This window comes from Streptomyces sp. NPDC006207, assembly GCF_040613835.1.
Lineage (GTDB): Bacteria > Actinomycetota > Actinomycetes > Streptomycetales > Streptomycetaceae > Actinacidiphila.
Genome location: NZ_JBEXSX010000022.1, coordinates 74,871 through 98,352, shown reverse-complemented (window position 1 = coordinate 98,352; position 23,482 = coordinate 74,871). Strand labels below are relative to the sequence as shown.

The following is a 23,482-nucleotide window of genomic DNA, read 5'->3' as shown; positions in this document are numbered from 1 at the left end:
GCGACCGTGCTCCGCCCCGGGGGCGGCCGTCGAGACCGACGGCCGCCCCCGTCCTTCGTGGCGGGCCGCCCGCGACCCCGCTCTCGTGGCGCCGGCCCCCGCTGCCTACGCTGTGGACATGACGACTACGGAGCGACGGCGGTTCAGGTCCGGCACGGTGATCCTCGGCGGCATGGGCGTGCTGGCCGCCGCGCTGACCGCGTGCGGCTCCGACCCCGACAAGCGCTGCGTGGACCCGGACACGTACCGGACGCTCCCGGTCAAGGAGTGCGACGACGACGGCGGCCACGGCCGCTACTACTACGGGGGCAGCGTCCGCAGCGGGAAGGCCAAGGGCGGCAGCTTCGACAAGTCGTCGGTGAAGACCGGGGGCTTCGGCGGCCACGGCTCGGGCCACGGGTCCGGCGGCGGCTGATGCGCCGGTACGCCGTCGAGCCGCGCCCGGGCTGGCAGCGGATCGTGGAGGACCAGGGCGTCGTCTACCCGCTGACCCGTCACCCCGACGGCTCCCTGCGGCCGTACTGGGACGAGAGCGGGTACTACGCGTTCTCGCTCCCGGAGGTCGAGGCCCTGGAGGAGACCGTCGCGGAACTGCACGCGATGTGCCTCGCCGCCGCGGAGCACATCGTGGCCGAGGACCGGTTCGCCGAGCTCGGCGTCCACGACCCGCGCCTGGCCGGGCGGATCGCCGAGTCCTGGCGGCGGCGCACCGAACTCCCCTCCCTCTACGGCCGCTTCGACCTGCGCTACGACGGGACCGGCCCGGCGAAGCTGCTGGAGTACAACGCCGACACCCCCACCTCGCTGGTGGAGGCGGCCAGCGCGCAGTGGTTCTGGATGGAGGACCGTTTCCCCGGCGCCGACCAGTGGAACTCCCTCCACGAGCGCCTCGTCGACGCGTGGCGGCGCCAGGCCCCGCTGCTGCCGCCAGGACCGGTGCACTTCGCCCACACCGAGGCCGACGAGCTCGGCGAGGACCTGATGACGGTGGCCTACCTGCGGGAGACCGCCGAACAGGCCGGGCTCGACACCCACGCCCTGTCCGTCGAGGCGATCGGCTGGGACGAGCTGTCCGGACGCTTCGTCGACGACCGGATGCGCTTCATCCGCAGCTGCTTCAAGCTCTACCCCTGGGAATGGCTGGCAGGCGACCCGTTCGGCGGCCACGTCCTGGACACCCTCGACAACGGCGGCGGCACCGGCACCACCTGCTGGATCGAGCCCGCCTGGAAGATGCTGCTGTCCAACAAGGCGCTGCTGGCCGTCCTGTGGGAGCTCTACCCGGGCCACCCCAACCTCCTCGCCGCCCACCTCGACGGTCCCCGCGACCTCGCCCGGACCACCGGCTGGGTCGCCAAGCCGCTGCTCGGCCGCGAGGGCGCGGGCGTCACCGTGCACCGCGCGGGAGAAGCCGCCGTGCCGCGCGCCGACGAACCCTGCTGCTACCAGGAACTGGCCCCGCTGCCGGTGTTCGACGGCAACCACGTGGTGCTCGGCGCATGGGTCGTGGCGGACGAGCCGGCCGGGCTCGGCATACGCGAGTCGGCCGGCCTGGTCACCGACACGTACGCGCGCTTCCTGCCGCACGTCATCCGCTGAGGGGGCACGACCTCGGCGGCACAGGGTGACCCGTCGGCCGCAGCGCGTGGGCTGAAGGCGCTTACTCCCTGCCGCACAGGGGAGTTACCAGCGGAAACACTTTCCTCGGCAGTAACTTGTGGCCCACCATGGGCAACCCTGTCCCTCCAGACCCATCGACGTGTCCGGGTGGTCCGCCGTGTCCCAAACGCACCTAGAGCCCGTCTACGACGAGTTGTCCGACGCCGCTCTCACCGAGCGGGTACGGGCCGGCGCACCGACCGCCTACCCGGCGACCGAGGAACTGCGCCGCCGTCACCTCCCGGCCGTCCTGTGCTACGCACGGCTGTGCGCCCGCGGACAGTCCGCCGCCGACCAACTCGCCGCGCAGGCCTTCGCGCTGGCCTGGCAGGAGGTGCACCGGGGGGTCGACCCGCGCGGTCCCTGGCGGCACCGGCTGCTGATGCTCGTCCACCAGGCCGCCGCCGTGTGGGCGGGCGGCAGCCGCCGCGAACGGCTCGGTGACGAGTACGCCGCCTTCATCGACGACATCCGCGGCGCCGAGCAGCGCGTGCCCGGGCTCCCGGGCCTGCCCGTCAACCCTCGGCTCCACCTTGCCGAACGCTCCGTGCTGTGCGGCGCCTTCGCCGTGCTGCCCCAGCACACCCAGGGCGTGCTGTGGCACGCGGTCGTCGAGCGGGAGGCCGACGCCGACGTCGCCCGCTGGACCGGCGACAGGGCCCCGGAGCTGCCCGACCTGACCGCCAGGGCCCGGGACGCGCTGCGCGAGGCCTACCTGCGGACGTACCTGGAGCGCAGCGAGGACCCCCGGTGCAAGGGCTTCGGCCGCCTCCTCGACGCCGCCGCCCGCCGTGACGACGCCCGGCAGAACGAGGACGTGGAGCGGCACCTCGCGCACTGCCAGGGCTGTGCCGGTGCGCTTCAGACGCTGATCGTCCTCGAACGCGACCCCCGGCCGCTGCTCGCCACGGCCCTGCTCGGATGGGCGGGCCCCGCCTACCTGGCGGCCCGGTCCGCCCCCGCGCTGCCCGCCACCGCACCCGCCCCGCCGGCTCCGCCCCCGACGTCCCGCCGGCGCAGGCGTCCCGGACCGCTGGAGCGGCTGCTGAACCTGCGCGCCCGCCACCCCTCGCCCCTGGTCTCCCTGGTGCTGGTCGTCGCCGCCAGCCTGGCGGTCACCGGCCTGGTGTACGCGACGGGCGACGACCCCGCACCGACCGGCAGCGACAGGGCACTGCCCCAGCCGCCCACGGGCTCGGTCACGGTCACCGCGACCGCCACCGCCACCGCGACGCAGACCTTCACCCCGAGCCCCGCGGGGACCCCGAGCGCCTCGGCGACCCGGTCGCCCACGCGGCCCGGCGCCGGGGCCACCCAACACGTCCCGGCGACGCGCACGCCGAGCGCCGGCCCGCCGCGGAGGGTGCCGGGCAGCAGCTACGCCCAGATCGTCAACGACGCGTCCGGCCTCTGCCTGGACGTGCGGGACGAGGAGTTCGACAAGGGCGACGACGTCATCGTCGCGGGCTGCGACTCCGGCTCCGCCTCCCAACAGTGGCGGGTGGACTCCCGCGGCCTGCTGGTCAACGGCGCGGACTCCTCGTTCTGCCTGGACTCACGCGGTGACACCGATCGCGGCCTCGGCATCTGGGCCTGCTCGTCGGTCGAGGGCAGGAACGCGCGGAACCTGCAGTTCCTGGTGGACTCCCTGGGCCGGATCCGCCCGCAGATCGACCTCGGCACCGCGATGCAGCCGGACGGCTCGACCCCCGGCTCCACCCTCTCCTTCGCTTCCGCCGGCAGCGGCGACGCGCAGCGCTGGCACGCCGGGTAGCCGGCCCGGACGGGCGGGCCACCCGGCGTGCCAGCGGTCTCAGGCGGTCTCAGGCGGTCTCAGACGGTCTCGGGTGTCCCGGGCATCTCCGGTGTCCCGGGTGTCCCGGGAGTCACCGGTGTCTCGGGTGTCCCGGGCGTCCGGGGCGGCGGGGTCTGCGCCCCGGGCAGTCGTACGAGTGCCACGGTGCCGCCGCCCTGCGCGGGGTGGAGGGCGATGGTGCCGCCGAGCTGCTGCACCGTACGGGCCACGATCGACAGGCCGAGGCCCGAGCCGGGCAGGCTGCGGGCGGAGGCCGAACGCCAGAAGCGCTCGAACACGTGCGGCAGGTCCTCCGGTGGGATGCCCGGGCCGTGGTCCCTGACCGTGAGCTCGCCGCCGTGCAGGTCGACCTCGATCGTGCCGGCCGGCGGGCTGAACTTCACGGCGTTGTCCAGGAGGTTGATCACCGCCCGTTCCAGGGCGGACGGTTCGGCCCGCAGGTACCAGGGGGCCAGCTCGGTGGTGATCTTCAGGTCGGGACCGGTACGGCGCCGCGCCCGCTCCAGCGCCGCCTCCACGACCTCGTGGAACGCCACGGTCTGCGAGGGCGACCCGCCGGGTGCCCCGTCCGGACGGGACAGCTCCTGCAGATCGCCGATGAGCGTGGCCAGTTCGCTTATCTGGGCCTTCACCGACAGCATCAGCTCCCGGCGGTCCTCCGGGGGCAGTTCCCGGCCGGTCAGCTCGCTGCGTTCCAGCAGTTCGATGTTGGTGCGCAGGGAGGTGAGCGGGGTGCGCAGTTCATGGCCGGCGTCCGCGATCAGCTGCTGCTGCAGCTCGCGGGAGGAGGACAGCGCGGCCGTCATGGAGTTGAAGGAGGCCGAGAGCCGGGCGATCTCATCGCGGCCCTCGACGGGGATGCGGACGCTCAGGTCCTCGGTGCGGGCGACGTGCTCCACGGTGTCGGTGAGCCGGTCCACCGGCTTCAGCCCCGCGCGGGCCACCCCGAGTCCGGCGACGCTGGCGCCGACCACCCCTATCCCGCTGACGGCCAGCAGGATCACGGCCAGGGTGTTCAGCGGCCCGGTCACCTCGCTGAGCGGGCGGCCCACGGAGATCGCGGCCCGCTCGGTCTGATGGCGGGAGTACTCGATCTGGGCGGGCCGCGTCAGCACCCGCATCTCCGTGCCGTCCTTCGTGGTCACGGTCTGCAGCGACTCCGACGCGTCACCCCGGACCACGGCCAGGTCGGCCTCGCTCACCGGGAGCATCTCGTCGCCGAGCACCCAGCACCCCGTGCCGTCCTCGGTGACGAGCAGCACGGACGAGTGGTTGGGGTTGAAGGCGAGCGCCCCGTCGGACGTGTCGTTCTGGGGCTTGCTCAGGCATCCGTAGTCCACGAGCACGCTCCGGGCGGCGGGGGCCGCGTTGCCCGGCGCGCGCAGCGACTCGTCCAGCTGGTCCATCAGCTGCTTCTGCACGATGAACCAGCAGGCCAGCGCGCACGCGGCCACGGCGGCCGCCACGGCGGCCGCGGTGAGGATCGCCAGCCGGGACCGCAGCGGCAGGGAACGGAAGCGCGGGATGCGCGGCATCAGCCCTTGCCCTCCGTGGAGCGCAGCACGTAGCCGACGCCCCGCACGGTGTGGACCAGGCGGGGCAGGCTGCCGGACTCGGTCTTGCGCCGCAGGTACATGACGTACACGTCCAGGGAGTTGGAGCTCGGCTCGAAGTCGAAGCCCCAGACCGCCTTGAGGATCTGCTCCCGGGTGAGCACCTGGCGCGGGTGCGCGAGGAACATCTCCAGCAGGGTGTACTCGGTGCGGGTCAGCTCGACCGGCACGCCGGCCCGGGTGACCTCGCGGGTCGAGGTGTCCATCCGCAGGTCCCCGAAGGACAGCACGCCCTCCTCGCCGTGGTCGCCGCCCGGCACCGTCGCGTACGCGCTTCGCCGCAGTAGCGCCCGCAGCCGGGCCAGCAGTTCGTCCAGCTCGAAGGGCTTGACGAGGTAGTCGTCGGCGCCCGCGTCGAGACCGGTGACCCGGTCGCCCACCGTGTCGCGGGCGGTGAGCATGAGGATCGGTGTGGTGGTGCCGCCGGACCGGAGCCTGCGGGCGGTGGTGAGGCCGTCCATGCGCGGCATGAGGACGTCGAGGACGATCGCGTCGGGCCGGTAGGAGGCGACCTGGTCCAGGGCGGCCAGGCCGTCCTCCGCCAGCTCGGTCTCGTATCCCTCGAAGGCGAGGCTGCGCCGGAGTGCTTCGCGGACCGCGGGCTCGTCGTCCACGATCAGGATGCGGGCGGGGGCCTCGCCGTTCTCGCCGGGGCTCAAGGGTCTTCCACCTCGCGGGATGGGGGTCGGGGGCGGTGGGTGCCGCCGGGGGTGCGGTGGGGTGCTCCGGTTCTTAGCCTCGCACGGCGGCGAGGCGGTGGGCCGCAATCGCCCGGCGGGCGTAGCGGCGCGCGTACCGGCGGGTGGTCGCGATCTCCGGCTCGCGGGCGGCCGGCTCCCGGTAGGGGATCAGCGCGCGGTCGGAGGGGCCGGACGGGACTCCGGCGGGGTGGAGGGAGGTGCTCAGGAAGACGTTCATGGTGCCCACGTCCCTTCGGTGCGGTGCGGTCAGCTGTCGCCGCCGCCGTTGCGCAGGGTGTCGAGGTCTGCCTTGAGGGTGTTCACGGGGATGGCGAAGCCGAGGCCGACGCTGCCGGCCTGGCCGGAGGAGGAGGAAGCGGCGGAGTACATGGCCGAGTTGATGCCGATGATCTCGCCGTTCATGTTGATCAGGGCGCCACCGGAGTTCCCGGGGTTGAGCGAGGCGTCGGTCTGGATCGCCTTGTACGTGGTCGTGGACGGGCCGACGTCGCCGTTGTACTGGCCGCCGCCGAACTCGAACGGCCACCGGCCGGTGCCGCCGCCGGGTCGCTGTCCCTGGCCCTGGCCGGTGGAGATGGTCACGTCGCGGTCGAGCGCGGAGACGATGCCGCTGGTGACCGTGCCCGTCAGGCCCTCGGGCGAGCCGATGGCGACGACCTGGTCGCCGACCGAGACCCGGCTGGAGTCGCCCAGCGACGCGACCGGCAGGCCGCTCACGCCCTCGGCCTTCACCAGCGCGAGGTCCTTGCCGCCGTCGGTGCCGACGACGGCCGCGGTGACCGACTTGCCGGAGCTGAAGGTGACCTTGACCGAGTCCGCTCCGGAGACGACGTGGTTGTTGGTGACGATCTCACCGTCACCGGTGACGACCACGCCCGAGCCGGTCGACTGCCCGGCGCCGGACGTCGCGCTGATCTCCACGATGCTCGGGCTGACGGCGGCGGCCACGGCCGCGACGCCGGTGCTGCCCGAACTGCTGGTGCCGATCACCTTGGTCGTGGTGCCCGCCACGGCCGGCGAGGTGGTCGCCCGCCCCACCAGGGCGGCCGTCCCGCCGCCGATCAGCGCGGACACCAGCGCCACGGAGGCGACCAGGGCCACGGGCCGTCGCCTGCGTTGCCTGGGGATCCCGGTCGCGGGCGCCGGCATCGGCGTGGGCTGCGGCTGGGGCTGGGGCTGCGAGGCGTAGGGCGCCGGGTGTCCGTACGGGACGTGCGGCTCGTACGGCGGCCGGGACGGGTACCCGCCGGCGCCGGGGGACTGCTGCGGCTGCCGCGGGTCGTAGGCGTCGTCGTGACGGGTGCTCTCGTTCATGCCTATGACTGTGCTCGCCGAACATGAGAGCTTCCTGAGCGTGACCTGAGAACCGGGGCAGAGTTCCGTATGCCCGATATAAAGAACGAAGCGCCAGGTCAGGGCCTACGCTTACACGGCCCGTAGACAGGTCGCCGGTCGCGGCGGGCGGAGGCCCGCCGCGACCGGCGGAACGGTCAGTGGCAGCCGCAGCTGCGCCGCACGACCAGCCGGGACGGGAACTGCCGCAGCCGCTCCCGCCGCGAGCCGGAGACCCGCAGCCCGTCGTCCAGCACCAGGTCCACCGCCGCACGGGCCATCGCCTCGCGGTCCGAGGCCACCGTCGTCAGCGGCGGGTCGGTGAGCGCCGCCTCCTTGACGTCGTCGAAGCCGGCCACGGCCAGCTCGCCCGGCACGTCGATCCGCAGTTCGCGGGCCGCCCGCAGCACGCCGATGGCCTGGTCGTCGGTGGCGCACACGATCGCCGTCGGCCGGCCCGGCCGGGAGAGCAGCTCCAGGCCGACCTTGTAGGCGTCGTAGCGGTTGTACGGGGTGGAGTACAGGCGGCCCTCGACGGAGCGCCCGGCCTCCTGCATCGCACGGCGCCAGCCCTCGACGTGGTCGGTGACGGGGTCGCCGGACTTCGGGGTGGCCTCGGTGCCGCCGAGGCAGGCCACGAACTCGTGACCGTGCTCCAGCAGGTGCCGGGTGGCGAGCTGGGCGCCGCCGACGTCGTCCGTCACGACCGCGACGTCGTCGATCGCCTCGGGCCGCCGGTGCATCAGCACGACCCGCGCGTCCCAGGCGTCGATCTCCGTCGCCGCGTGCTCGCTGAGGCCCTGGCTGATGAGGATCAGCCCGGAGACCCGCATGCCGAGGAAGGCACGCAGGTAGTGCACTTCGCGCTCGTCGAGGTAGTCCGAGTTGCCGACCAGCACCATCTTGCCGCGCTCGGCGGCCGCCCTCTCGACGGCGTGCGCCATCTCCGCGAAGAACGGCTGCCGGGCGTCCGGCACGATCAGGCCTATGAGGTCCGTGCGACGGCTCGCCATCGCCTGGGCCACCCGGTCGGGGCGGTAGCCCAGTTGTTTGATCGCCGCGAGGACACGCTCGCGGGTGGCCGGTGCGACCGGCCGGGGTCCGTTGTTGATGACGTAGCTGACGACTGCGGTCGAGGTTCCCGCAAGCCTTGCCACATCGTCACGCGTCACCTTTGCCACGGGCCGAGTCTACGCGGGTACACCCGCGCGTCCCACCGTCTGTCCACAGGCGTGACCACCGCGTGATCAGCCGTTCCGGGAGGCGGTGACGGCCGTCCCCTGCCCGGGTGCCTCCTCGGCCGGCGACGGCGCCGGCTCCTCCGCCGTCCGCTCGCCCTTCTCCGGGGTGACGAAGCGGTAGCCGACGTTGCGGACGGTGCCGATCAGGGACTCGTGCTCGGGACCGAGCTTGGCGCGCAGCCGCCGTACGTGCACGTCCACGGTGCGCGTGCCGCCGAAGTAGTCGTAGCCCCAGACCTCCTGCAGGAGCTGGGCGCGGGTGAAGACCCGGCCCGGGTGCTGCGCGAGGTACTTGAGCAGCTCGAACTCCTTGAAGGTCAGGTCCAGGACCCGGCCCTTGAGCTTCGCGCTGTACGTGGCCTCGTCGACCGACAGGTCCCCGTTGCGGATCTCCATCGGGCTGTCGTCGACGCTGATCTGCTGCCGGCCCATCGCCAGCCGCAGCCGCGCCTCGACCTCGGCGGGCCCCGCGGTGTCCAGCAGGACGTCGTCGATGCCCCAGTCCGCGGTGACGGCCGCCAGGCCGCCCTCGGTGACCACCAGGACCAGCGGGCAGCCGGGTCCGGTGGAGCGCAGCAGCTGGCACAGCGAGCGGACCTGCGGCAGGTCGCGGCGGCCGTCGATGAGGATCACGTCGGCGCCGGGGGTGTCCACCAGCGCGGGGCCCTCGGCCGGGGCCACCCGTACGTTGTGCAGCAGCAGTCCGAGCGCGGGGAGCACCTCGGTGGACGGCTGGAGTGCGTTGGTCAGGAGGAGGAGAGAGCTCACCGGCCGCTCCCATCGTTCATCGTCCGGTCATGCGTGTTCCGCTTGCCCATTGCGACCCTCCTCGGTCCCTGCGAGGACGTGTGCGTCCGCCGACGTGTGCGCTCCGGTCGCCCGGAAAGCACGAAAGGACCCGGGGGCGACGCTGCCCGGATCCTCTTGACCCAAGAGAATAGCCCACATGGAGTCGGTAAGTGAGTCCGCGGTTGCGCGGTCGTGTGTCCCGTCGATCATTTCCGGTGGGTTGCGAGCGGTGCTGACGGCCGAGGACCGGGTGCCGATCGACGCCGCGTACCTGCCCGGAGCGACGCCCGGAGGGCTCGCGATCGTGGTCGCGCACGGCTTCACCGGCGCCCTGGAGCGGCCGGCCGTGCGTCGCGCGGCGGAGATCTTCGCGCGGGTGGACGGCGTCGGCGGTGTGGTGACCTTCTCCTTCCGGGGGCACGGCCGCTCGGGCGGGCGCTCCACGGTCGGCGACCGCGAGGTCTGGGACCTGGACGCCGCGGTGCGCTGGGCACGGCGGCTGGGCCACCCCGCGGTGGCCTCGGTGGGCTTCTCCATGGGCGGTTCCGTCGTCCTGCGGCATGCGGGGCGCAAACCGGCGCACGATGGGGCGCACGTTGACGCCGTGGTCTCGGTGAGTGCGCCCGCGCGCTGGTACTACCGGGGTACGGCGCCGATGCGCCGGGTCCACTGGGCCATCACCCGCCCCGCCGGACGCCTGGTCTCCCGGGGGCTGCTGCACACGCGCATCCACGACAAGGACTGGGACCCCGTGCCCGTGCCCCCGGTCGAGGCGGTGCGGTCCATCGCGCCCACCCCGCTGCTCATCGTGCACGGCGACCGGGACGGCTACTTCCCGCTCGACCACCCGCTCTCCCTCGCCGACGCCGCGGGCGACGCAGCCGAGCTGTGGATCGAGCCCGGATTCGGCCACGCCGAGAACGCCGCGGCGCCCGCCCTCCTGCACCGCGTCGCGGTGTGGGCGGCCGAACGGGTCCGCCCCACTGGCACGCCCGGCTGACCCCGCGGCCCGCACACCCGGGCCCGCACACCCGGGCCCGGCCACCTCGCGGCGCCATCGCTGCGCCATCATGGACGGCGGCACGACCCGCACGGCGAACGGAAGGACCGCTATGGCGGCACACGGAACCATCCGGTACTGGGCCGCGGCCAAGGCTGCCGCCGGCGCCGCGGAGGAGCCGTACCGGGAGGGCACCCTCGCCGAGGCGCTGGACGCGGCGCGCGAGCGCCACGCGTCGCGCCCCGAGTTCGCCCGCGTACTGGCGAACTGTTCGTTCCTGGTCGACGGGAACCCCGTCGGCACCCGGGACCACACCGGGGTGCGGCTGGCCGACGGCGGCACCGTCGAGGTGCTCCCGCCGTTCGCGGGAGGATGAGCACGTGACCGACAACCACGACTGGTACGACCGCGGCGCGGGCGCGATGCCCGCGCACGACGCCACCGCCGTCCTCCCGCCCGTCGGGGGCGCCCCGCAGCCGCCCCCGGACGGTGGCCGCGCCGCCCGGCGCCGGCAGGCGTCCCGCACCGGCTCGCCGATCATCGCCCCCGGCATGCAGCCCGCCCTCGTCACGGCCGTCCTGGCGCTGCTGCTGGCCGGCGGGGCGCTGCTGGGCCGCCCCGCGCTCGCCGCCGCGGGCGTGGTGCTGCAGGCGGTCACCGCGGCCGGCTGGTTCCGGCTGAACGGCATGTGGCCGGCGAGGCAGGGCATCGTGCTGGCCTTCCTCGCGGGCGTCACCGCCGAGGCCGCGGTGCTGATCGACGGGGCGGACAACGCCCCGGCCGTGATCGTCGGCACCCTCGGCGTCTGGCTGCTGCTCGTCCTCGTCCTGCAGCTGCGCCACCGCGGCAGTCCCGAGGAGCGGCTCTCCTCGCTGACCGCGACCACCGCCTCGACGCTCATCACGATCCTGGCCACCGGGTTCCTGGCGACCACGGCGGTCCCGCGGGGCACCGACGCCGTGGTGACCGCGGTGATCGCGGTCGCCGTCGCGACGCTCGCCCGGGCGATCCCGCTGCCCGGCGTCGTCTCCGTGGTCGTGGCGCTCGCCGCCGCCACTGGCAGCGGCATCGCGCTCGGACAGCTGGAGACCTCCGACGCGGCCCTGGTCGCGCTGGCCGCCGGGGTGTGCGCGCTGATCGGCCTGCGGGTGGCCAGCTACGACTTCCCGTCCCGGTTCGTCCACTTCACGGCGGGTGTGGCGCTGCCGCTGACCGCCGCGGCGCCGGGCGTCTACGTCATGGCCCGGGCACTGCTGGGCTGACACATGGACTGACACACCGACTAGGGTCGGTCCGAACACCGACTCGGGGGTTGTCTCATGCGTGCTCTGAAGGTCCTGCTCGTCCTCGTCGTGCTCCTCGGCGGCCTGTTCGTCGCGGCGGACCGGATCGCCGTGCACTTCGCGGAGTCCGAGGCGGCGGACCGGGCGCAGACCACGCTGGGGCTGACCTCCCCGCCGGGGATCGACATCAAGGGTTTCCCGTTCCTCACGCAGGTGCTGGCCAAGAAGCTGGACGACGTCGCGGTGACGGCGGACGGCGTGCAGGCCGCCGGCACCGGCGGGCAGACGTTGCGCGTCACCCGCTTCCAGGCCGACCTGCACGGGCTGGACCTGGGCAGCGGCTTCAGCAGCGCGGTCGCCGACACCGCCGAGGGCACCGCCCTCGTCAGCTACGAGGACCTCGCCAAGGCCGCCCCGAGCGGCGTGACCATCGGTTACGGGGGCACCTCGGCGGACGGCAAGGGCCAGATCAAGGTGGGGGTCGAGGTCTCCACCCCGGTCGGCTCGATCAAGCGCAGCGTGGTGAGCGGGATCAGCCTGGCCGGCAAGGACAGCATCAAGCTGAGCGCGGGCAAGATACCGGACCTGGACTCGCTTCCCCCGGTCGTGGAGGAGCTGGTCCGCGAGCGGATCGACTTCACCCGCGAACTGTCGGGCCTGCCGGAGGGCATCGAGCTCACGTCGGTGAGCGTGAACGCCGACGGCATCAGCATCGCGGCGACGGGCAAGAAGGTCGTTCTCGCCCAGTGAGACGAGGGTGTCCGCTCCGCAGTCGGGGCGGTACCAGGCAGGGGCGGGGCGGCCGCGCGGCAGCCCGGCACCTGATGTTCATCTCGCAGTACGGACAATCTTATCTCGGGATACGGACCGCCGGTGACACCGGCCGGTCCCCTTCCCTACGATCGAGCCCATGAAGCGACAGGCGGATCTCACGAAGCGGCGGGCAGTCGACCTGTGCCGTGTCGCCGCCATGCTCTGTCGCATCCCGTAGGGGCCCCCGCGCCGTCTTCCGGCGCCGCACGCGGCCCCGCCCTTCCCCGCGCAAAAGCCGCGACGCGCCCGTGCAGCGCAGCCCGGCACCTGTGCGCACCCGTCCGTGCGCCGAGACATCCGCAACTGCCCCGGAGGAGAACAGCAATGAGCCGCAGTGACGTCCTGGTGGACGCCGACTGGGTCCAGGCCCGGATCGACGACCCGAAGGTGGTCATCGTCGAGGTCGACGAGGACACGTCGGCGTACGACAAGAACCACATCAAGAACGCCGTCCGGATCGACTGGAAGACCGACCTCCAGGACCCGGTGCGCCGTGACTTCGTCGACCAGGCCGGCTTCGAGAAGCTGCTGTCGGAGAAGGGCATCGCCAACGACGACACCGTCGTGCTCTACGGCGGCAACAACAACTGGTTCGCGTCCTACGCCTACTGGTACTTCAAGCTCTACGGCCACCAGGACGTCAAGCTCCTCGACGGCGGCCGCAAGAAGTGGGAGCTGGACTCCCGCGACCTGGTCGACGGCTCCGAGGTGCCCGTCCGCCCGGCCACGCAGTACACGGCCCAGGCCCAGGACGCCTCGATCCGCGCCTTCCGCGACGACGTGATCGCCGCCATCGGCAGCCTCAACCTCGTCGACGTCCGCTCGCCCGACGAGTTCTCCGGCAAGCTGCTCGCCCCGGCGCACCTGCCGCAGGAGCAGTCGCAGCGCCCGGGCCACGTCCCGACCGCCCGCAACATCCCGTGGTCGAAGTCGGCCAACGACGACGGCACCTTCAAGTCGGACGACGAGCTGAAGGAGCTGTACGAGGGCGAGGGCGTGGACCTGGCCAGGGACACCATCGCCTACTGCCGCATCGGCGAGCGCTCCGCGCACACCTGGTTCGTGCTGCACGAGCTGCTCGGCCAGCCCAACGTCAAGAACTACGACGGTTCCTGGACCGAGTACGGCTCCCTCGTCGGCGTGCCGATCGAGCTCGGCGCCGCCAAGTAAGCCCCCCAGACCCCCGACCCGGAGGAACAGCACCATGTGTGGAGCGAAGACCGGCGGCCCGGACCTGGCCGGCATCGACGTGGCGACCGAGACGATCATCCAGGGTTCCGTGACCCGCGACGGCGAGCCGGTGACCGGCTACGTCCGGCTGCTGGACGGCGGCGGCGAGTTCACGGCCGAGGTCCCGACCTCGGCGACCGGCCAGTTCCGCTTCTTCGCGGCCCCGGGCTCGTGGACGCTGCGCGCCCTCGTGCCGGGCGCGACGGTGGACCGTTCCGTCGTGGCCCGGCAGGGCGACCTCACCGAGGTCGCCATCGCCGTCTGACCCGGCGACCGCGCGGACGGAGAAGGGCCGCAATCCCACCGGGCCACCGAGTGGGAGTGCGGCCCTTCGGGTCGTACCGTGGAAGGGTGTCCACGAGGCGGCGTCGTCGCTGGTATTACGCCATGATGGGCAGTTGCGTGCTGCTCTTCGTCCTGGCGTGGAGCCTCGTGCGCCTGTGGTCGGTGCCGGTGGCCGTCGGGATGTGCGTGGTGGCCATGGTCATCCCGCCGATCGCCGCCGTCGTGGCCAACCGCAGGGGCCCGGACGAACACTGGTGGGACGAGACCGGCGACCCCAAGTCCGACGAGTGGTGGCGCGAGCTGGACCGCCGCGACGACCACCGCGACCAGCGCTGACGCCCGGGGGAGCCGCGCCCGCGCGCCCCGCCGCGTTCCACCCGGCCCGGCGGCTCAGTAGACGAGCGCCTGCGTGCCGTCGGCCATGGCCTCGCTGACGAAGACCTGCGCACCGGCGATCCGGATGCCCTCCAGCACGTCCTTCTCCGTGATGTCCCGGCGCGCCGCGCACTGCGTGCACAGCGTGATCCGGCCGCCCGCCAGGATCCCCTCGATCAGCTCGGGCAGCGGCGCGGCGTGCGGCAGCTCGAACTCCGCGGCCCGTCCCGGCAGCGCGAACCACGAGGACTCGCCGGTCAGCCAGAGCGACACCTCGACGCCGCTGGCGACCGCCACCGCCGCCACCGTGAACGCCTGGGAGCAGCGTTCGGGAGCGTCCGCACCTGCGGTTACCTTGATCACGAGCTTCTTCGCCATGGTCATACCCTAGGCTGGCCCGTCTCACAGGAAAAACACTGGGAGCGTTTACCAGCGCTCGGCATAATGCGTTCGCCGCGTAGGTGCGATCAGCGCGCCGGCCGCGGATTTCTGCCCGGGGGGGCTTGTGGAAGCGCGTACCGATTCGCGTACCGGCGTCGTGATCGCCACGATCGTCGGACTTGTTGTGCTCGCGACATTGACTGCGGGGGCCGTCGTGGCGTTCGGCTCCTCTTCGTCGTCGTCCGCGTCCGCGTCGCCGGGCGGGGCCGAGCCGAGCAGCCGGGGTCCGGAGACGGCGGACCCCGCGACGCCGTCCCCGACGGCGTCCCCGAGCCGCCGAGCGACAGCGACGCCCTCGCCCGCCGGCACCCTCAAGGGCTCCGTGGACGACGGGAAGCACCGCGGCGACCTGCGCTACTTCCTGCTCGTCCCGCCGGCGGACGCCGAGGTCTACGGCGACGAGGAGGGCACCGAGCTCTCCCGTTCCGAGGTCGCCGACTCCGCCGAGGTGAAGCAGGCCCTGGCCACCTACGGTTTCAAGGCGGCGGCCCAGCGGACCTACCTCACCGGCGACGGCGAGTACGAGGTCTCCGCGCAGCTCGTCCGCTTCGCGAGCGCCGGCTCCGCCACCGGCTACTACAACGCCTTCTACTACCAGGGCACGCGGCTCACGCTCCCCGCGTCGGGCAGCCCCGCCAAGGCCTACCGGCTGTCGTCCTCCTCCGCCGAGAGCACCGGCTCGGTGATCGTCCTGTCCCACCAGGGCGACGTGCACGTCACCCTCTCGGTCACCGGGGCGAAGACCCCCGGCAAGGCCCTGCTCGCCCGGCTCCTCGACCAGCAGTACCGGCGCCTGAAGACCGGCCGCTGAGCCGCACACCGAAGTCACCGGCCGGCCCGCGCGCCGGCCGCACCCAACCACGGACACACCAGTGGAGAACCCTTTGTCCCAGGACACCCCCGTACCGGAACAGGACGCCCCTGTTCCGGACGGGCCCCCCGTCCGCCCGCCGCGCAGACGTGGCCGGACCACCCTGCTGATCGCCTGCGCGGCGGTCCTCGGCGTCCTCGCGGGCGCCGGCGCCGGGTACCAGATCCAGTACGACCGCCCCGAGACGCCGCTCCCCCCGCTCGCCCAGCCGAAGCTCCCGCAGCCCAAGGGCGCCGCCCCCGCGGCGAAGCCGCTCGCGGCGGCCGAGGACACGCTGCCCAAGTACGACGGGGACCTGCGCAAGCTGCTGGTGAAGAAGCCGAAGGGCGCCAAGGACCTCGACGGCACGTTCGGCGAGGACCACTGGCTCTCGCTGTACGACTACGCCGACACCTACGAGGAACCGGACAGCATGTTCAGCGAGCTGAACAGCAACGACTTCCGGAGGGCGGCCGTCTCCATCTGGCGGACCGGTGGCTACGCCACGTCCGTCACCACCGAGGTCCACCTGATCCAGTTCCGCGACGAGGCGGACACCTACACCGACGAGATGCTCGCGGGTCAGCAGGGCTACATGGCCGGGAAGAAGTACGCGGGCAACAAGGGGACGGCCATCCCCGGCGCCTTCGACGGCAGGGCGTGGGTGTACTCCAAGCCCTGGACGAAGGCGGGCTACCTGCCCATGTACACGGCGCGCGCCCTGGCCCGCAAGGGCACGGTCATGATGGACATCTGGGTGCACTCGGACCGGCCGATCAAGAAGTCCACCATCATGTCCCTGGCCGAGCGGCAGTGGGAGCGGCTGTGAGCGACGAGAACACCCCTGTCCCGGCGGAGCCGCAGCAGCCGCAGCCCGAGGCCCCGGCGGCCCGGCCCGAGCCGCAGCCGGACCAGCCGGAGGGCCAGTCGGCCGGGCCCGAGGCCCAGCCGGCACCGCTCGCCGGGCTTCCGCCCGCGGACGGGACCACCGGGCCGGAGGCCGCCCCCGCGCCCCGCCGCGGCCGCCGTGGCCTCGCCCTGGGCATCGCGGCCGCGCTGGTCGCCGTCGTCGCGGGCGGTGGCATCGGCGTCGCCGTGCTGCAGCACCAGAAGGACGACGGCAAGCAGGCGAGCCCGCGGACCTGGAAGGCCCCCGAGCCGAAGAAGACCGGCGAGTACGGCAGCCAGTCCGGCGGCAGCCACTACGGCGCGCTCGGCAAGCTGCTGCTGCCCGTGCCCGATGCGTACCTGCCGGGCCCGGACGTCGGCGAGTACGGCAACGACGCGGAGTTCACCGGCAAGGAGGCCGTGGCCGTCTTCGAGGGCGACCTCGCCGGGCTGCCGAAGAAGCAGCGGGACCGTCTGCACAAGGCCGTGGCGGGGCTGCACATCCAGGGCGTGGGTCTGCGGACGTACCGCGAGGTGTCGGGCGAGGCCGTCTTCGAGACGCAGATCGTCCAGATGAAGAACAAGCGCGCGGCGCGCGCCGGCACCGAGTTCTTCACCGAGTTCACCAAGGCGCTCGGAGTCTTCAGGAACGGGCCGAAGATCGAGGGCCACGCCAAGGCGCGCTGCGTCCTGCCGCCCAAGAAGCCCGGCGCGAAGCTCGACGCCATGATCTGCGAGGCGACCGAGGGCGACCTGACCATCCGCATGTCCGTCTCGGGCGCCTCGCCGCTGAAGAAGGACGACGCCGCGGATCTGTTCAAGCAGCAGCTCGACCGCGTACAGGACCCGGGAGAGGCCGCATGACCGAGCAGACCCAGAGCGACGACGTGACGATCCCCGCGCAGGCCGCCGCCCCGGCGGAGGAGACCCTCACGGACGCCGCCCCCGCGGCGGCTCCCTCCGGGGACGACGCGGCGGAGGCCGTGCCTGCGGAGGCCGCCGGGCCCGTCGTCGCCGAAGCCACGACGGAGCCCGCGTCGACGGAGAACGCCCCGGTGCAGCCCTCGCCGGTGGACGCCACCTCCGCGGCGGACGCCCCGGTGGAGCCCGTGCCCGCCGAGGCGGTCTCCGAGGTGGTCTCCGCGGAGCCTGCCGCACCCCGCCCGCGGAAGCGGCTGCGGGAGCGCAGGGGGCTGCGCGCCGCCGTGCGGTGGACCGCCGCCGTCGTGGCGTTCGCGGCCCTCGGCGGGGCCGCGGCGTACGCCGTCACGCAGCCCGAGCGGACCGAGATCCCGGGTCTGCGGACCCCGGACGACGGCCGGTGGACCTACCCCGCCCTGAAGCTGCCCAAGCTGCCGGCCGGGGCGCCCCGGCCGCTGGACGGGGACCACAACCCGCCCCGCCGGCACTACGCGGACATCCGCACCCTGCTGCTGCCGGCGCCCGCCGGGGCCAAGGTCGACAAGACCTTCCCGGGCGCCACGGGGTGGCTGCCGACCCGCGACTTCCTGGAGGTCTTCCGCGAGGACGACCGCAAGAAGCTGACCGGGAAGCTCGAGCAGAACACCCTCCGGCACGTCGCCGCCCGCGCCTGGACCATGGGCGACGGCACCCGCGCGGAGGTCTACCTGCTGCAGTTCGCGACCTGGGGGTACTCGAGCGACGTCAAGGACGCGCTCATCGACGACGGCACCCTCGCCAAGGCCGAGGCGGCCGACTACGACACGGACTGGGATTCGACGTCGCTCGACGACTCCGACCTGCACCTGTCCCTCTACGACGAGGACAAGCCGCGCGGCGCCGAGCACGTCCGGTACGGCTACGTCCAGTCCGGCGACGTCGTGGCCATGGTCGTGCTCTCCAAGGCCGGGACCCAGCCGGCCGTCCCGTTCCACCAGGCCGTGCTGCTGCAGGCGCAGCTGCTCGGCTGACGAGGGCACCGGGACATCGGGGGCGGGCGCGGCGCGTGGGGCGGACCTCACGCGGCCGCGCCCGCACCCGCCCACTAGACTCGTAGCTGGCCCACCGGGCCGCCGACCGTCCGCGCCTGCCCGAGGAGCACGCTCGTGAGCGCCATTGAGTTCTTCTTCGACACCCTGCTCGTCCTGGTCTGCCTTGGCGTCATCGCGTTCTCCGCTCTGGCCGTGAAGAAGCTCTACCAGGGACAGCGCTGAACATGATCGAGATCCCCTCCGACCTGCATCCCGACCTGGTCCCGCTCGCCTTCCTCCTGGGCACCTGGGAGGGCGCGGGCGTCTTCGACTTCCCCGGCGCCGAGAAGTGCAACTTCGGGCAGGAAGTGATCTTCAGCCACGACGGGCGGCCGTTCCTGGAGTACACCTCCAAGTCCTGGGTGCTGGACGCCGAGGGCAAGCCGGTGAAGCCGCTGGAGAGCGAGTCGGGCTTCTGGCGGATCGACGAGGACCGCAAGGTCGAGATCACCATGACCCGCGACGACGGCGTGATCGAGATCTGGTACGGCGAGCTCGCCGAGGGCAAGCCGCAGATCGACCTGGTCACCGACGCCGTGGCCCGGCTCGGCGACGCGCCCCCGTACAGCGGCGGCAAGCGCCTGTACGGCTACGTCAAGAGCGACCTGATGTGGGTGGGCGAGAAGGCCACCCCCGAGGTGCCGCTGCGCCCCTACATGTCGGCGCACCTGAAGAAGGTCGTCAACCCCAGCGAGTGGGCGAAGGACCTCAAGGACCTCCCGGACGACGGCATCGCCTTCTTCCGCTGAGCCGCCCCGCGGGCCCCGCGCGACCCCCGAGGGGGATCACGACTCCGTGATCCCCCTTTCCCTTGCCTAGACTGTCCTCGTGGTCACCACGGACTGGAAGAGCGACCTGAGGCAGCGCGGCTACCGGCTGACGCCGCAGCGGCAGCTTGTCCTGGAGGCGGTCGACACGCTGGAGCACGCGACGCCGGACGACATCCTGACCGAGGTGCGCAGGACCGCCTCGGGCGTCAACATCTCCACGGTCTACCGCACCCTGGAGCTCCTGGAGGAACTGGGCCTGGTCAGCCACGCCCACCTCGGGCACGGCGCTCCCACCTACCACCTCGCCGACCGGCACCACCACATGCACCTGGTCTGCCGGGACTGCGAGTCGGTCATCGAGGCCGACGTGTCCGTCGCCGAGCCGCTGACCGCGCGGCTGCGCGAGACGTACGGCTTCGAGACCGACATGAAGCACTTCGCGATCTTCGGCCGGTGCGCGGACTGCGCGGGGAGGCCCCGAACGCCTGAGGGTTCAAGTAACCGGACGTAGGCTGGTGGGCATGCAGCGACAAACAACGACCAGTCCCCTGCTGTCGCTCCCCGGCGCCGTTCCCGCGGAAGGCCCCGACGAGGGAGTCGCCGCGCACTACGGAGACCTCTTCCGCGAGCAGCGCGCCCTGGCGGACGGCAACGGATTCGTCGACCTCTCCCACCGTGGCGTCGTCGCCGTCACCGGCCAGGACCGCCTCGCGTGGCTCCACCTGCTGCTCACCCAGCACGTCAGCGACCTCCCGCCCGGCCGGGCCACCGAGGCGCTGGTCCTCTCCGCCCACGGCCACATCGAGCACGCCCTCTACCTCGTCGACGACGGCACGGCCACCTGGATGCACGTCGAGCCCGGCACGCAGGCCGAGCTGATCGCGTATCTGGAGAGCATGAAGTTCTTCTACCAGGTCGACGTCTCGGACCGGACCGGCGAATACGCCGTCGTGCACCTGCCGGCGGGCAGCATCGCCGCCGTCCCCGGGGACTGGCCGGTGCGCGAGGTCCCCTACGGCCGCGACGTGTTCGTGCCGCGCGGCGAACTGGAGGCCTTCGCCCGGCAGGTCGGCACCCCCGTCGGCGTGCTGGCCCTGGAGGCCCTGCGGATCGAAGGGCACCGGCCGCGGCTCGGTCTGGAGACCGACCACCGCACCATCCCGCACGAGCTGGGCTGGCTGGACACCGCCGTCCACCTGGACAAGGGCTGCTACCGCGGCCAGGAGACCGTCGCCCGGGTGCACAACCTCGGCCGGCCGCCGCGCCGCCTGGTCTTCCTCCACCTGGACGGCAGCGAGGTCAAGCTGCCCGGCCACGGCGCGCCCGTACGGCTCGCCGCGGACGGACCGGACGGCCGCCCGGTCGGCACCGTCACCTCCTCCGCCCGGCACTGGGAACTCGGCCCGATCGCCCTCGCCGTGATCAAGCGCAACACCCCGGTGGACGCGGTGCTGCTCGCGGACGGGACGGCGGCGAACCAGGAGACGGTCGTCGAGCCCTGAGGGACGCGCCTCACATCTCCAGCACGACCGTGAACGGGCCGTCGTTCGTGAGCGAGACCTTCATCTCCGCTCCGAAGCGGCCCGTCTCCACGTGCGCACCCAGCGCCCGCAGGTGTGCCACCACTTCGTCCACCAGCGGCTCGGCGACCGGCCCGGGCGCCGCCGCGTTCCAGGTGGGGCGGCGCCCCTTGCGGGCGTCACCGTAGAGGGTGAACTGGGAGATCACGAGCAGCGGCGCGGCGATGTCCGAGCAGGACTTCTCCCCGGGCAGGATGCGCAGCCCCCACAGCTTCCGCGCCAGCTGGGCCGCCTTCTCCGCGGTGTCGTCGTGCGTCACCCCCACCAGCACGCACAGGCCGGGACCGACGATCTCGCCGACCGTCTCGCCGTCCACCACGACACTCGCTTCGCTCACCCGCTGGGCCACCGCACGCATGTCGCCATTGTCCCGGGTCGGTGGGGGCGCGCGGCACCCGGGCCGTACGCCCGCTTGGACTCACGCACAACTGTCCGGAGCCGCCGTTCGGGTGCAGGTGCCTGCGCGACGCAGTTACTCGGTGGCACGATCGAGATCTGCCCGACGTGGGGGACGAGGGGACGGACAGCGATGAAGCACAGCATCACGACCGGCACGGCGGAAGGCGATCGCATGCTCAAGGCACCGGGCCCGCGCTCCCCCCTCACCGCCGGTACCCCCCAGCCCGACTTCGCCGACCTCACCCTCGAAGGGCTGCGCACCGCGCGCCGCGAGGCCCAGCTGGAGGAGGCCGACCTCTCCTACCTGCGGCGGCTCCTCCAGGGCCGGATCGACATCCTCCGCGCCGAACTCGCCCGGCGCACCGCCCCGGACGCCCCCGTGCTCGACCGGCTCTCCGAGATCCTCACCGACACCCCGTCCCGGCACCGCACCTCCGCCCGCCACGTCACCCTGGGCACCCCGCACAGCGAGCGCTACCGGCAGCTCGCCGAGGAGATGCTCGCCGAGGTCCAGCTCTCCGACCTCGAGGCCCGCACCGACCAGGAACTCCACGACGCGATGGGCCGGCTGGTCCGGCACGAGCAGCAGGTCTCCCGCTGCCGGCAGTCCCTGCAGCGGACGGTCGACGGCTGCAGCACCGAGATCGCCCGCCGCTACCGCGAGGGCGAGGCCCGGGTCGAGGACCTGCTGGCGGGGGACTGACGGCGACGCGGCGAAAACGGGATGCGACCGGGCCGCGGGTCCGCCTACCGTGCGGGGCATGAGCCTTGAGGTCCGTACGATCGGCGAGTCCGACTTCCCCGGCTGGCTGCGCGCCGTCAACACCGGCTTCCACCGGCCGCCGTCGGTGACCGAGGAGGAGATCGCCCTCCGCCGCTCCCAGACGGACCTGGACCGCACCCAGGGCGCGTTCGACGAGGGCCGCTGCGTGGCCACCTTCCGCAGCATGCCCCGTGAACTCACCGTGCCCGGCGGCGCGGTGCTGCCCGCCTCGGCGATCACCAACGTCTCCGTCACCGCCACGCACCGCCGCCGCGGCCTCGCCTCCCGCATGATGGCCGCGGAACTCGACGCCTCCGTGCGCCGCGGCGAGCCGGTCGCGATCCTCGTCGCCGCCGAGTACCGGATCTACGGCCGCTTCGGCTTCGGCCCCGCCGCGGGGGTCACCGAGTGGGAGGTCGACACCGCCCGTGCGGGCCGCCCCCAGGGAGCGCCGTCCGACAGCGGCCGCATCGACCTGGCGGACCCGTCCGAGGTCCTCAAGCTCGGCCCCCAGCTGCACGACCGGGTGCGACTGCGCCATCCCGGCGCGATCAACCGCACCGAGCGCTTCTGGGAGTACGCCACGGGGACGGTGGTCAACCCTGCCTTCCCTTGGAAGGAACCGATCTTCGTCCTCTACCGCGACGCCTCCGGGCGCGTCGACGGCCTGGCCGCGTACACGGCCGAGGACACCTGGCACGGGATGTTCCCGAAGGTCCCGCTCACCGTGCGGGAGTTGCTCGCCGCCACCCCCGAGGCCGAACGCGCCCTGTGGCGCTACCTGCTCGCCATCGACTGGGTCGCCACCGTACGCACCGGTTTCCGCGGCCCTGACGACGTCCTGCCGTTGCTGCTCGGTGACCCGCGCGCCGCCCACGTCCACTCCACCAGCGACTTCCTGTGGCTGCGCCTGCTGGACGTCCCCCGCGCACTGTCCGCCCGCACCTACGCGGCCCCCGGCTCCGTCGTCCTCGACGTCGCCGACCCCGACGGCCACGCCGCCGGCCGCTTCCGCCTCGAAGCCGCCGCCGACGGCACCGCCACCGCCGAGGCGGCCCCCTCCGCCGCCCCGGACGTCACCCTCACCGCCGCCGCCCTCGCCTCCCTCTACCTCGGCGACGAGTCCGCGGCCCGCCTGACCATCACCGGCGGCGCCGCGGAATCCCGTCCGGGCGGCGTGGCCCGCCTCGACGCCCTGTTCCGCACCGCGCGCAGGCCGTGGCCGATCGACACGTTCTAGCCGTTGTCAGTGGTGTCCGTAGGACACCAGCACCAGGAGGACGAGTACCCCGCCGACGCACATCGCATAGCTAGAACGGGCCTTGAACCCGGCACCCACCAGCAGTACGCCCAGCCCCATCAACGGCCCGTACTGCCACGCCAGGTAATGCTCCAGCAGTGCCGTTGTCACATGGCTCCACAGCATGACCCACCACCCCCTTCCCAGGTGGCCGACCGCAAGGCACGGGCCCGCTGCCGCCCTGGCCCTACTGGGCCAGGAGCAGCGCGATCACCGCGAGTCCGACGCACGTGAACGTCGTGTTCCGGGCCTTGTGGCCCACCGTGAACAGTCCGACGGCGAAGGCGCCGGCCGCGCCGTACCGCCACTGGACGAGCTGCTCGAACGCGAAGGCACACAGAGCGATAGCTGGCATAGCGATTC

30 protein-coding genes are annotated in these 23,482 nt (G+C 73.0%); 20 read left to right on the top strand and 10 right to left on the bottom strand.

The genetic code is table 11. From position 1 onward, the window contains the following. The first annotated feature begins 118 nt into the window (after nucleotides 1-118). The 3 genes from ABZ312_RS19700 (at nucleotide 119) to ABZ312_RS19690 (ending at nucleotide 3,433) form a co-directional block, all read left to right on the top strand. Entirely contained in the window at nucleotides 119-415 is a 297-nt protein-coding gene (locus ABZ312_RS19700; RefSeq protein WP_500330731.1) for a hypothetical protein, read from the top strand. Then, nucleotides 415-1,599 (top strand): glutathionylspermidine synthase family protein, encoded by a 1,185-nt coding sequence (locus ABZ312_RS19695; protein ID WP_500359395.1) that lies wholly within the window; start codon nucleotides 415-417, stop codon nucleotides 1,597-1,599. Before ABZ312_RS19700 ends, ABZ312_RS19695 begins: the two co-directional genes overlap by 1 nt. A gap of 178 nt (nucleotides 1,600-1,777) precedes the next feature. Further along, a complete protein-coding gene (locus ABZ312_RS19690; RefSeq protein WP_500330734.1) occupies nucleotides 1,778-3,433 on the top strand; it encodes an RICIN domain-containing protein in 1,656 nt (551 codons plus the stop codon). A gap of 59 nt (nucleotides 3,434-3,492) precedes the next feature. Here the strand turns inward: ABZ312_RS19690 and ABZ312_RS19685 are convergent, their stop codons facing one another. The 6 genes from ABZ312_RS19685 to ABZ312_RS19660 form a co-directional block, all read right to left on the bottom strand. Continuing rightward, complete coding sequence (locus tag ABZ312_RS19685; protein WP_500360930.1) at nucleotides 3,493-5,010, bottom strand: sensor histidine kinase; 1,518 nt, start codon at nucleotides 5,008-5,010, stop codon at nucleotides 3,493-3,495. Next, nucleotides 5,010-5,747, bottom strand: coding sequence for a response regulator transcription factor (locus ABZ312_RS19680; RefSeq protein ID WP_500330737.1), 738 nt, complete (start codon nucleotides 5,745-5,747; stop codon nucleotides 5,010-5,012). The genes ABZ312_RS19685 and ABZ312_RS19680 overlap by 1 nt, the downstream gene beginning before the upstream one ends. 73 nt (nucleotides 5,748-5,820) lie before the next feature. After that, nucleotides 5,821-6,006, bottom strand: a complete 186-nt coding sequence (locus ABZ312_RS19675; protein ID WP_499513119.1) for a hypothetical protein — start codon at nucleotides 6,004-6,006, stop codon at nucleotides 5,821-5,823. Between the two features lie 29 nt (nucleotides 6,007-6,035). Then, on the bottom strand, nucleotides 6,036-7,103 hold the full coding sequence (locus ABZ312_RS19670; RefSeq protein ID WP_500438314.1) for a S1C family serine protease: 1,068 nt from the start codon (nucleotides 7,101-7,103) through the stop codon (nucleotides 6,036-6,038). Nucleotides 7,104-7,279: 176 nt separating this feature from the next. Next, complete coding sequence (locus tag ABZ312_RS19665) at nucleotides 7,280-8,302, bottom strand: LacI family DNA-binding transcriptional regulator (RefSeq protein ID WP_500330740.1); 1,023 nt, start codon at nucleotides 8,300-8,302, stop codon at nucleotides 7,280-7,282. 66 nt (nucleotides 8,303-8,368) lie between these two features. Then, a complete protein-coding gene (locus tag ABZ312_RS19660) occupies nucleotides 8,369-9,130 on the bottom strand; it encodes a response regulator transcription factor (protein WP_500330742.1) in 762 nt (253 codons plus the stop codon). A 178-nt stretch (nucleotides 9,131-9,308) separates the two neighbouring features. On the opposite strand from ABZ312_RS19660, the gene ABZ312_RS19655 reads away from it, so the two are divergent. The 8 genes from ABZ312_RS19655 to ABZ312_RS19620 all read left to right on the top strand — a co-directional run bounded on the left by ABZ312_RS19655 (nucleotide 9,309) and on the right by ABZ312_RS19620 (nucleotide 14,098). Beyond that, nucleotides 9,309-10,151: an alpha/beta hydrolase gene (locus ABZ312_RS19655; RefSeq protein ID WP_500330744.1), complete on the top strand. Its 843-nt coding sequence runs from the start codon at nucleotides 9,309-9,311 to the stop codon at nucleotides 10,149-10,151. Nucleotides 10,152-10,263: 112 nt separating this feature from the next. Continuing rightward, nucleotides 10,264-10,527: a MoaD/ThiS family protein gene (locus ABZ312_RS19650; protein ID WP_500330746.1), complete on the top strand. Its 264-nt coding sequence runs from the start codon at nucleotides 10,264-10,266 to the stop codon at nucleotides 10,525-10,527. Between the two features lie 4 nt (nucleotides 10,528-10,531). Continuing rightward, the gene (locus ABZ312_RS19645) at nucleotides 10,532-11,413 is read left to right on the top strand and encodes a hypothetical protein (protein WP_500330748.1); all 882 of its coding nucleotides are present in this window, start codon (nucleotides 10,532-10,534) and stop codon (nucleotides 11,411-11,413) included. Between the two features lie 57 nt (nucleotides 11,414-11,470). After that, a complete protein-coding gene (locus ABZ312_RS19640; RefSeq protein WP_500330750.1) occupies nucleotides 11,471-12,184 on the top strand; it encodes an LmeA family phospholipid-binding protein in 714 nt (237 codons plus the stop codon). Between the two features lie 160 nt (nucleotides 12,185-12,344). Then, the gene (locus ABZ312_RS19635) at nucleotides 12,345-12,425 is read left to right on the top strand and encodes a putative leader peptide (RefSeq protein ID WP_360910367.1); all 81 of its coding nucleotides are present in this window, start codon (nucleotides 12,345-12,347) and stop codon (nucleotides 12,423-12,425) included. A 146-nt stretch (nucleotides 12,426-12,571) separates the two neighbouring features. Continuing rightward, nucleotides 12,572-13,417, top strand: a complete 846-nt coding sequence (locus tag ABZ312_RS19630) for a sulfurtransferase (protein ID WP_500330752.1) — start codon at nucleotides 12,572-12,574, stop codon at nucleotides 13,415-13,417. A gap of 34 nt (nucleotides 13,418-13,451) precedes the next feature. After that, nucleotides 13,452-13,742, top strand: a complete 291-nt coding sequence (locus ABZ312_RS19625; protein ID WP_500330753.1) for a DUF1416 domain-containing protein — start codon at nucleotides 13,452-13,454, stop codon at nucleotides 13,740-13,742. A 122-nt stretch (nucleotides 13,743-13,864) separates the two neighbouring features. Further along, the gene (locus tag ABZ312_RS19620; RefSeq protein WP_499516897.1) at nucleotides 13,865-14,098 is read left to right on the top strand and encodes a hypothetical protein; all 234 of its coding nucleotides are present in this window, start codon (nucleotides 13,865-13,867) and stop codon (nucleotides 14,096-14,098) included. A 54-nt stretch (nucleotides 14,099-14,152) separates the two neighbouring features. Here ABZ312_RS19620 and ABZ312_RS19615 read toward each other — a convergent pair whose 3' ends face one another. Further along, the gene (locus tag ABZ312_RS19615) at nucleotides 14,153-14,515 is read right to left on the bottom strand and encodes a DsrE family protein (protein WP_500358913.1); all 363 of its coding nucleotides are present in this window, start codon (nucleotides 14,513-14,515) and stop codon (nucleotides 14,153-14,155) included. Between the two features lie 385 nt (nucleotides 14,516-14,900). Here ABZ312_RS19615 and ABZ312_RS19610 point away from each other — a divergent pair, with 385 nt between their 5' ends. The 7 genes from ABZ312_RS19610 to ygfZ all read left to right on the top strand — a co-directional run bounded on the left by ABZ312_RS19610 (nucleotide 14,901) and on the right by ygfZ (nucleotide 20,579). Then, nucleotides 14,901-15,389: a hypothetical protein gene (locus ABZ312_RS19610; RefSeq protein ID WP_500358914.1), complete on the top strand. Its 489-nt coding sequence runs from the start codon at nucleotides 14,901-14,903 to the stop codon at nucleotides 15,387-15,389. Between the two features lie 73 nt (nucleotides 15,390-15,462). After that, nucleotides 15,463-16,257 (top strand): hypothetical protein, encoded by a 795-nt coding sequence (locus ABZ312_RS19605; protein WP_500358915.1) that lies wholly within the window; start codon nucleotides 15,463-15,465, stop codon nucleotides 16,255-16,257. Further along, a complete protein-coding gene (locus ABZ312_RS19600; protein WP_500358916.1) occupies nucleotides 16,254-17,180 on the top strand; it encodes a hypothetical protein in 927 nt (308 codons plus the stop codon). The genes ABZ312_RS19605 and ABZ312_RS19600 overlap by 4 nt, the downstream gene beginning before the upstream one ends. Next, nucleotides 17,177-18,247: a hypothetical protein gene (locus ABZ312_RS19595; protein WP_500438312.1), complete on the top strand. Its 1,071-nt coding sequence runs from the start codon at nucleotides 17,177-17,179 to the stop codon at nucleotides 18,245-18,247. The genes ABZ312_RS19600 and ABZ312_RS19595 overlap by 4 nt, the downstream gene beginning before the upstream one ends. Before the next feature lie 245 nt (nucleotides 18,248-18,492). Then, nucleotides 18,493-19,056, top strand: coding sequence for a heme-binding beta-barrel domain-containing protein (locus tag ABZ312_RS19590; protein ID WP_500330764.1), 564 nt, complete (start codon nucleotides 18,493-18,495; stop codon nucleotides 19,054-19,056). A gap of 79 nt (nucleotides 19,057-19,135) precedes the next feature. Continuing rightward, entirely contained in the window at nucleotides 19,136-19,588 is a 453-nt protein-coding gene (locus tag ABZ312_RS19585) for a Fur family transcriptional regulator (RefSeq protein WP_500330766.1), read from the top strand. 10 nt (nucleotides 19,589-19,598) lie between these two features. Beyond that, complete coding sequence (gene ygfZ, locus ABZ312_RS19580) at nucleotides 19,599-20,579, top strand: CAF17-like 4Fe-4S cluster assembly/insertion protein YgfZ (RefSeq protein ID WP_500330768.1); 981 nt, start codon at nucleotides 19,599-19,601, stop codon at nucleotides 20,577-20,579. Between the two features lie 10 nt (nucleotides 20,580-20,589). Here ygfZ and dtd read toward each other — a convergent pair whose 3' ends face one another. Beyond that, the gene (dtd, locus tag ABZ312_RS19575) at nucleotides 20,590-21,015 is read right to left on the bottom strand and encodes a D-aminoacyl-tRNA deacylase (RefSeq protein WP_500438310.1); all 426 of its coding nucleotides are present in this window, start codon (nucleotides 21,013-21,015) and stop codon (nucleotides 20,590-20,592) included. A gap of 171 nt (nucleotides 21,016-21,186) precedes the next feature. On the opposite strand from dtd, the gene ABZ312_RS19570 reads away from it, so the two are divergent. Both ABZ312_RS19570 and ABZ312_RS19565 read left to right on the top strand, forming a co-directional pair. Continuing rightward, on the top strand, nucleotides 21,187-21,759 hold the full coding sequence (locus tag ABZ312_RS19570) for an RsiG family protein (RefSeq protein WP_500330772.1): 573 nt from the start codon (nucleotides 21,187-21,189) through the stop codon (nucleotides 21,757-21,759). A gap of 58 nt (nucleotides 21,760-21,817) precedes the next feature. Further along, nucleotides 21,818-23,059, top strand: coding sequence for a GNAT family N-acetyltransferase (locus ABZ312_RS19565; RefSeq protein ID WP_500330774.1), 1,242 nt, complete (start codon nucleotides 21,818-21,820; stop codon nucleotides 23,057-23,059). Between the two features lie 6 nt (nucleotides 23,060-23,065). Here the strand turns inward: ABZ312_RS19565 and ABZ312_RS19560 are convergent, their stop codons facing one another. Continuing rightward, entirely contained in the window at nucleotides 23,066-23,245 is a 180-nt protein-coding gene (locus ABZ312_RS19560) for a hypothetical protein (protein WP_500438308.1), read from the bottom strand. Nucleotides 23,246-23,306: 61 nt separating this feature from the next. Further along, on the bottom strand, nucleotides 23,307-23,474 hold the full coding sequence (locus ABZ312_RS19555) for a hypothetical protein (RefSeq protein ID WP_392614338.1): 168 nt from the start codon (nucleotides 23,472-23,474) through the stop codon (nucleotides 23,307-23,309). Between the last annotated feature and the right edge of the window lie 8 nt (nucleotides 23,475-23,482).

Bases quoted from the DNA above. Each gene is read 5' to 3' on its own strand.
- ABZ312_RS19625 (WP_500330753.1), top strand. From the start codon at position 13,452: ATGTGTGGAGCGAAGACCGGCGGCCCGGACCTGGCCGGCATCGACGTG.
- ABZ312_RS19635 (WP_360910367.1), top strand. From the start codon at position 12,345: ATGAAGCGACAGGCGGATCTCACGAAGCGGCGGGCAGTCGACCTGTGC.
- ABZ312_RS19640 (WP_500330750.1), top strand. From the start codon at position 11,471: ATGCGTGCTCTGAAGGTCCTGCTCGTCCTCGTCGTGCTCCTCGGCGGC.
- ABZ312_RS19565 (WP_500330774.1), top strand. From the start codon at position 21,818: ATGAGCCTTGAGGTCCGTACGATCGGCGAGTCCGACTTCCCCGGCTGG.
- ygfZ (WP_500330768.1), top strand. From the start codon at position 19,599: ATGCAGCGACAAACAACGACCAGTCCCCTGCTGTCGCTCCCCGGCGCC.
- ABZ312_RS19700 (WP_500330731.1), top strand. From the start codon at position 119: ATGACGACTACGGAGCGACGGCGGTTCAGGTCCGGCACGGTGATCCTC.
- ABZ312_RS19590 (WP_500330764.1), top strand. From the start codon at position 18,493: ATGATCGAGATCCCCTCCGACCTGCATCCCGACCTGGTCCCGCTCGCC.
- dtd (WP_500438310.1), bottom strand. From the start codon at position 21,015: ATGCGTGCGGTGGCCCAGCGGGTGAGCGAAGCGAGTGTCGTGGTGGAC.
- ABZ312_RS19595 (WP_500438312.1), top strand. From the start codon at position 17,177: ATGACCGAGCAGACCCAGAGCGACGACGTGACGATCCCCGCGCAGGCC.
- ABZ312_RS19675 (WP_499513119.1), bottom strand. From the start codon at position 6,006: ATGAACGTCTTCCTGAGCACCTCCCTCCACCCCGCCGGAGTCCCGTCC.
- ABZ312_RS19685 (WP_500360930.1), bottom strand. From the start codon at position 5,010: ATGCCGCGCATCCCGCGCTTCCGTTCCCTGCCGCTGCGGTCCCGGCTG.
- ABZ312_RS19670 (WP_500438314.1), bottom strand. From the start codon at position 7,103: ATGAACGAGAGCACCCGTCACGACGACGCCTACGACCCGCGGCAGCCG.
- ABZ312_RS19615 (WP_500358913.1), bottom strand. From the start codon at position 14,515: ATGGCGAAGAAGCTCGTGATCAAGGTAACCGCAGGTGCGGACGCTCCC.
- ABZ312_RS19630 (WP_500330752.1), top strand. From the start codon at position 12,572: ATGAGCCGCAGTGACGTCCTGGTGGACGCCGACTGGGTCCAGGCCCGG.
- ABZ312_RS19555 (WP_392614338.1), bottom strand. From the start codon at position 23,474: ATGCCAGCTATCGCTCTGTGTGCCTTCGCGTTCGAGCAGCTCGTCCAG.
- ABZ312_RS19570 (WP_500330772.1), top strand. From the start codon at position 21,187: ATGAAGCACAGCATCACGACCGGCACGGCGGAAGGCGATCGCATGCTC.
- ABZ312_RS19695 (WP_500359395.1), top strand. From the start codon at position 415: ATGCGCCGGTACGCCGTCGAGCCGCGCCCGGGCTGGCAGCGGATCGTG.
- ABZ312_RS19620 (WP_499516897.1), top strand. From the start codon at position 13,865: ATGATGGGCAGTTGCGTGCTGCTCTTCGTCCTGGCGTGGAGCCTCGTG.
- ABZ312_RS19650 (WP_500330746.1), top strand. From the start codon at position 10,264: ATGGCGGCACACGGAACCATCCGGTACTGGGCCGCGGCCAAGGCTGCC.
- ABZ312_RS19655 (WP_500330744.1), top strand. From the start codon at position 9,309: ATGGAGTCGGTAAGTGAGTCCGCGGTTGCGCGGTCGTGTGTCCCGTCG.
- ABZ312_RS19560 (WP_500438308.1), bottom strand. From the start codon at position 23,245: ATGCTGTGGAGCCATGTGACAACGGCACTGCTGGAGCATTACCTGGCG.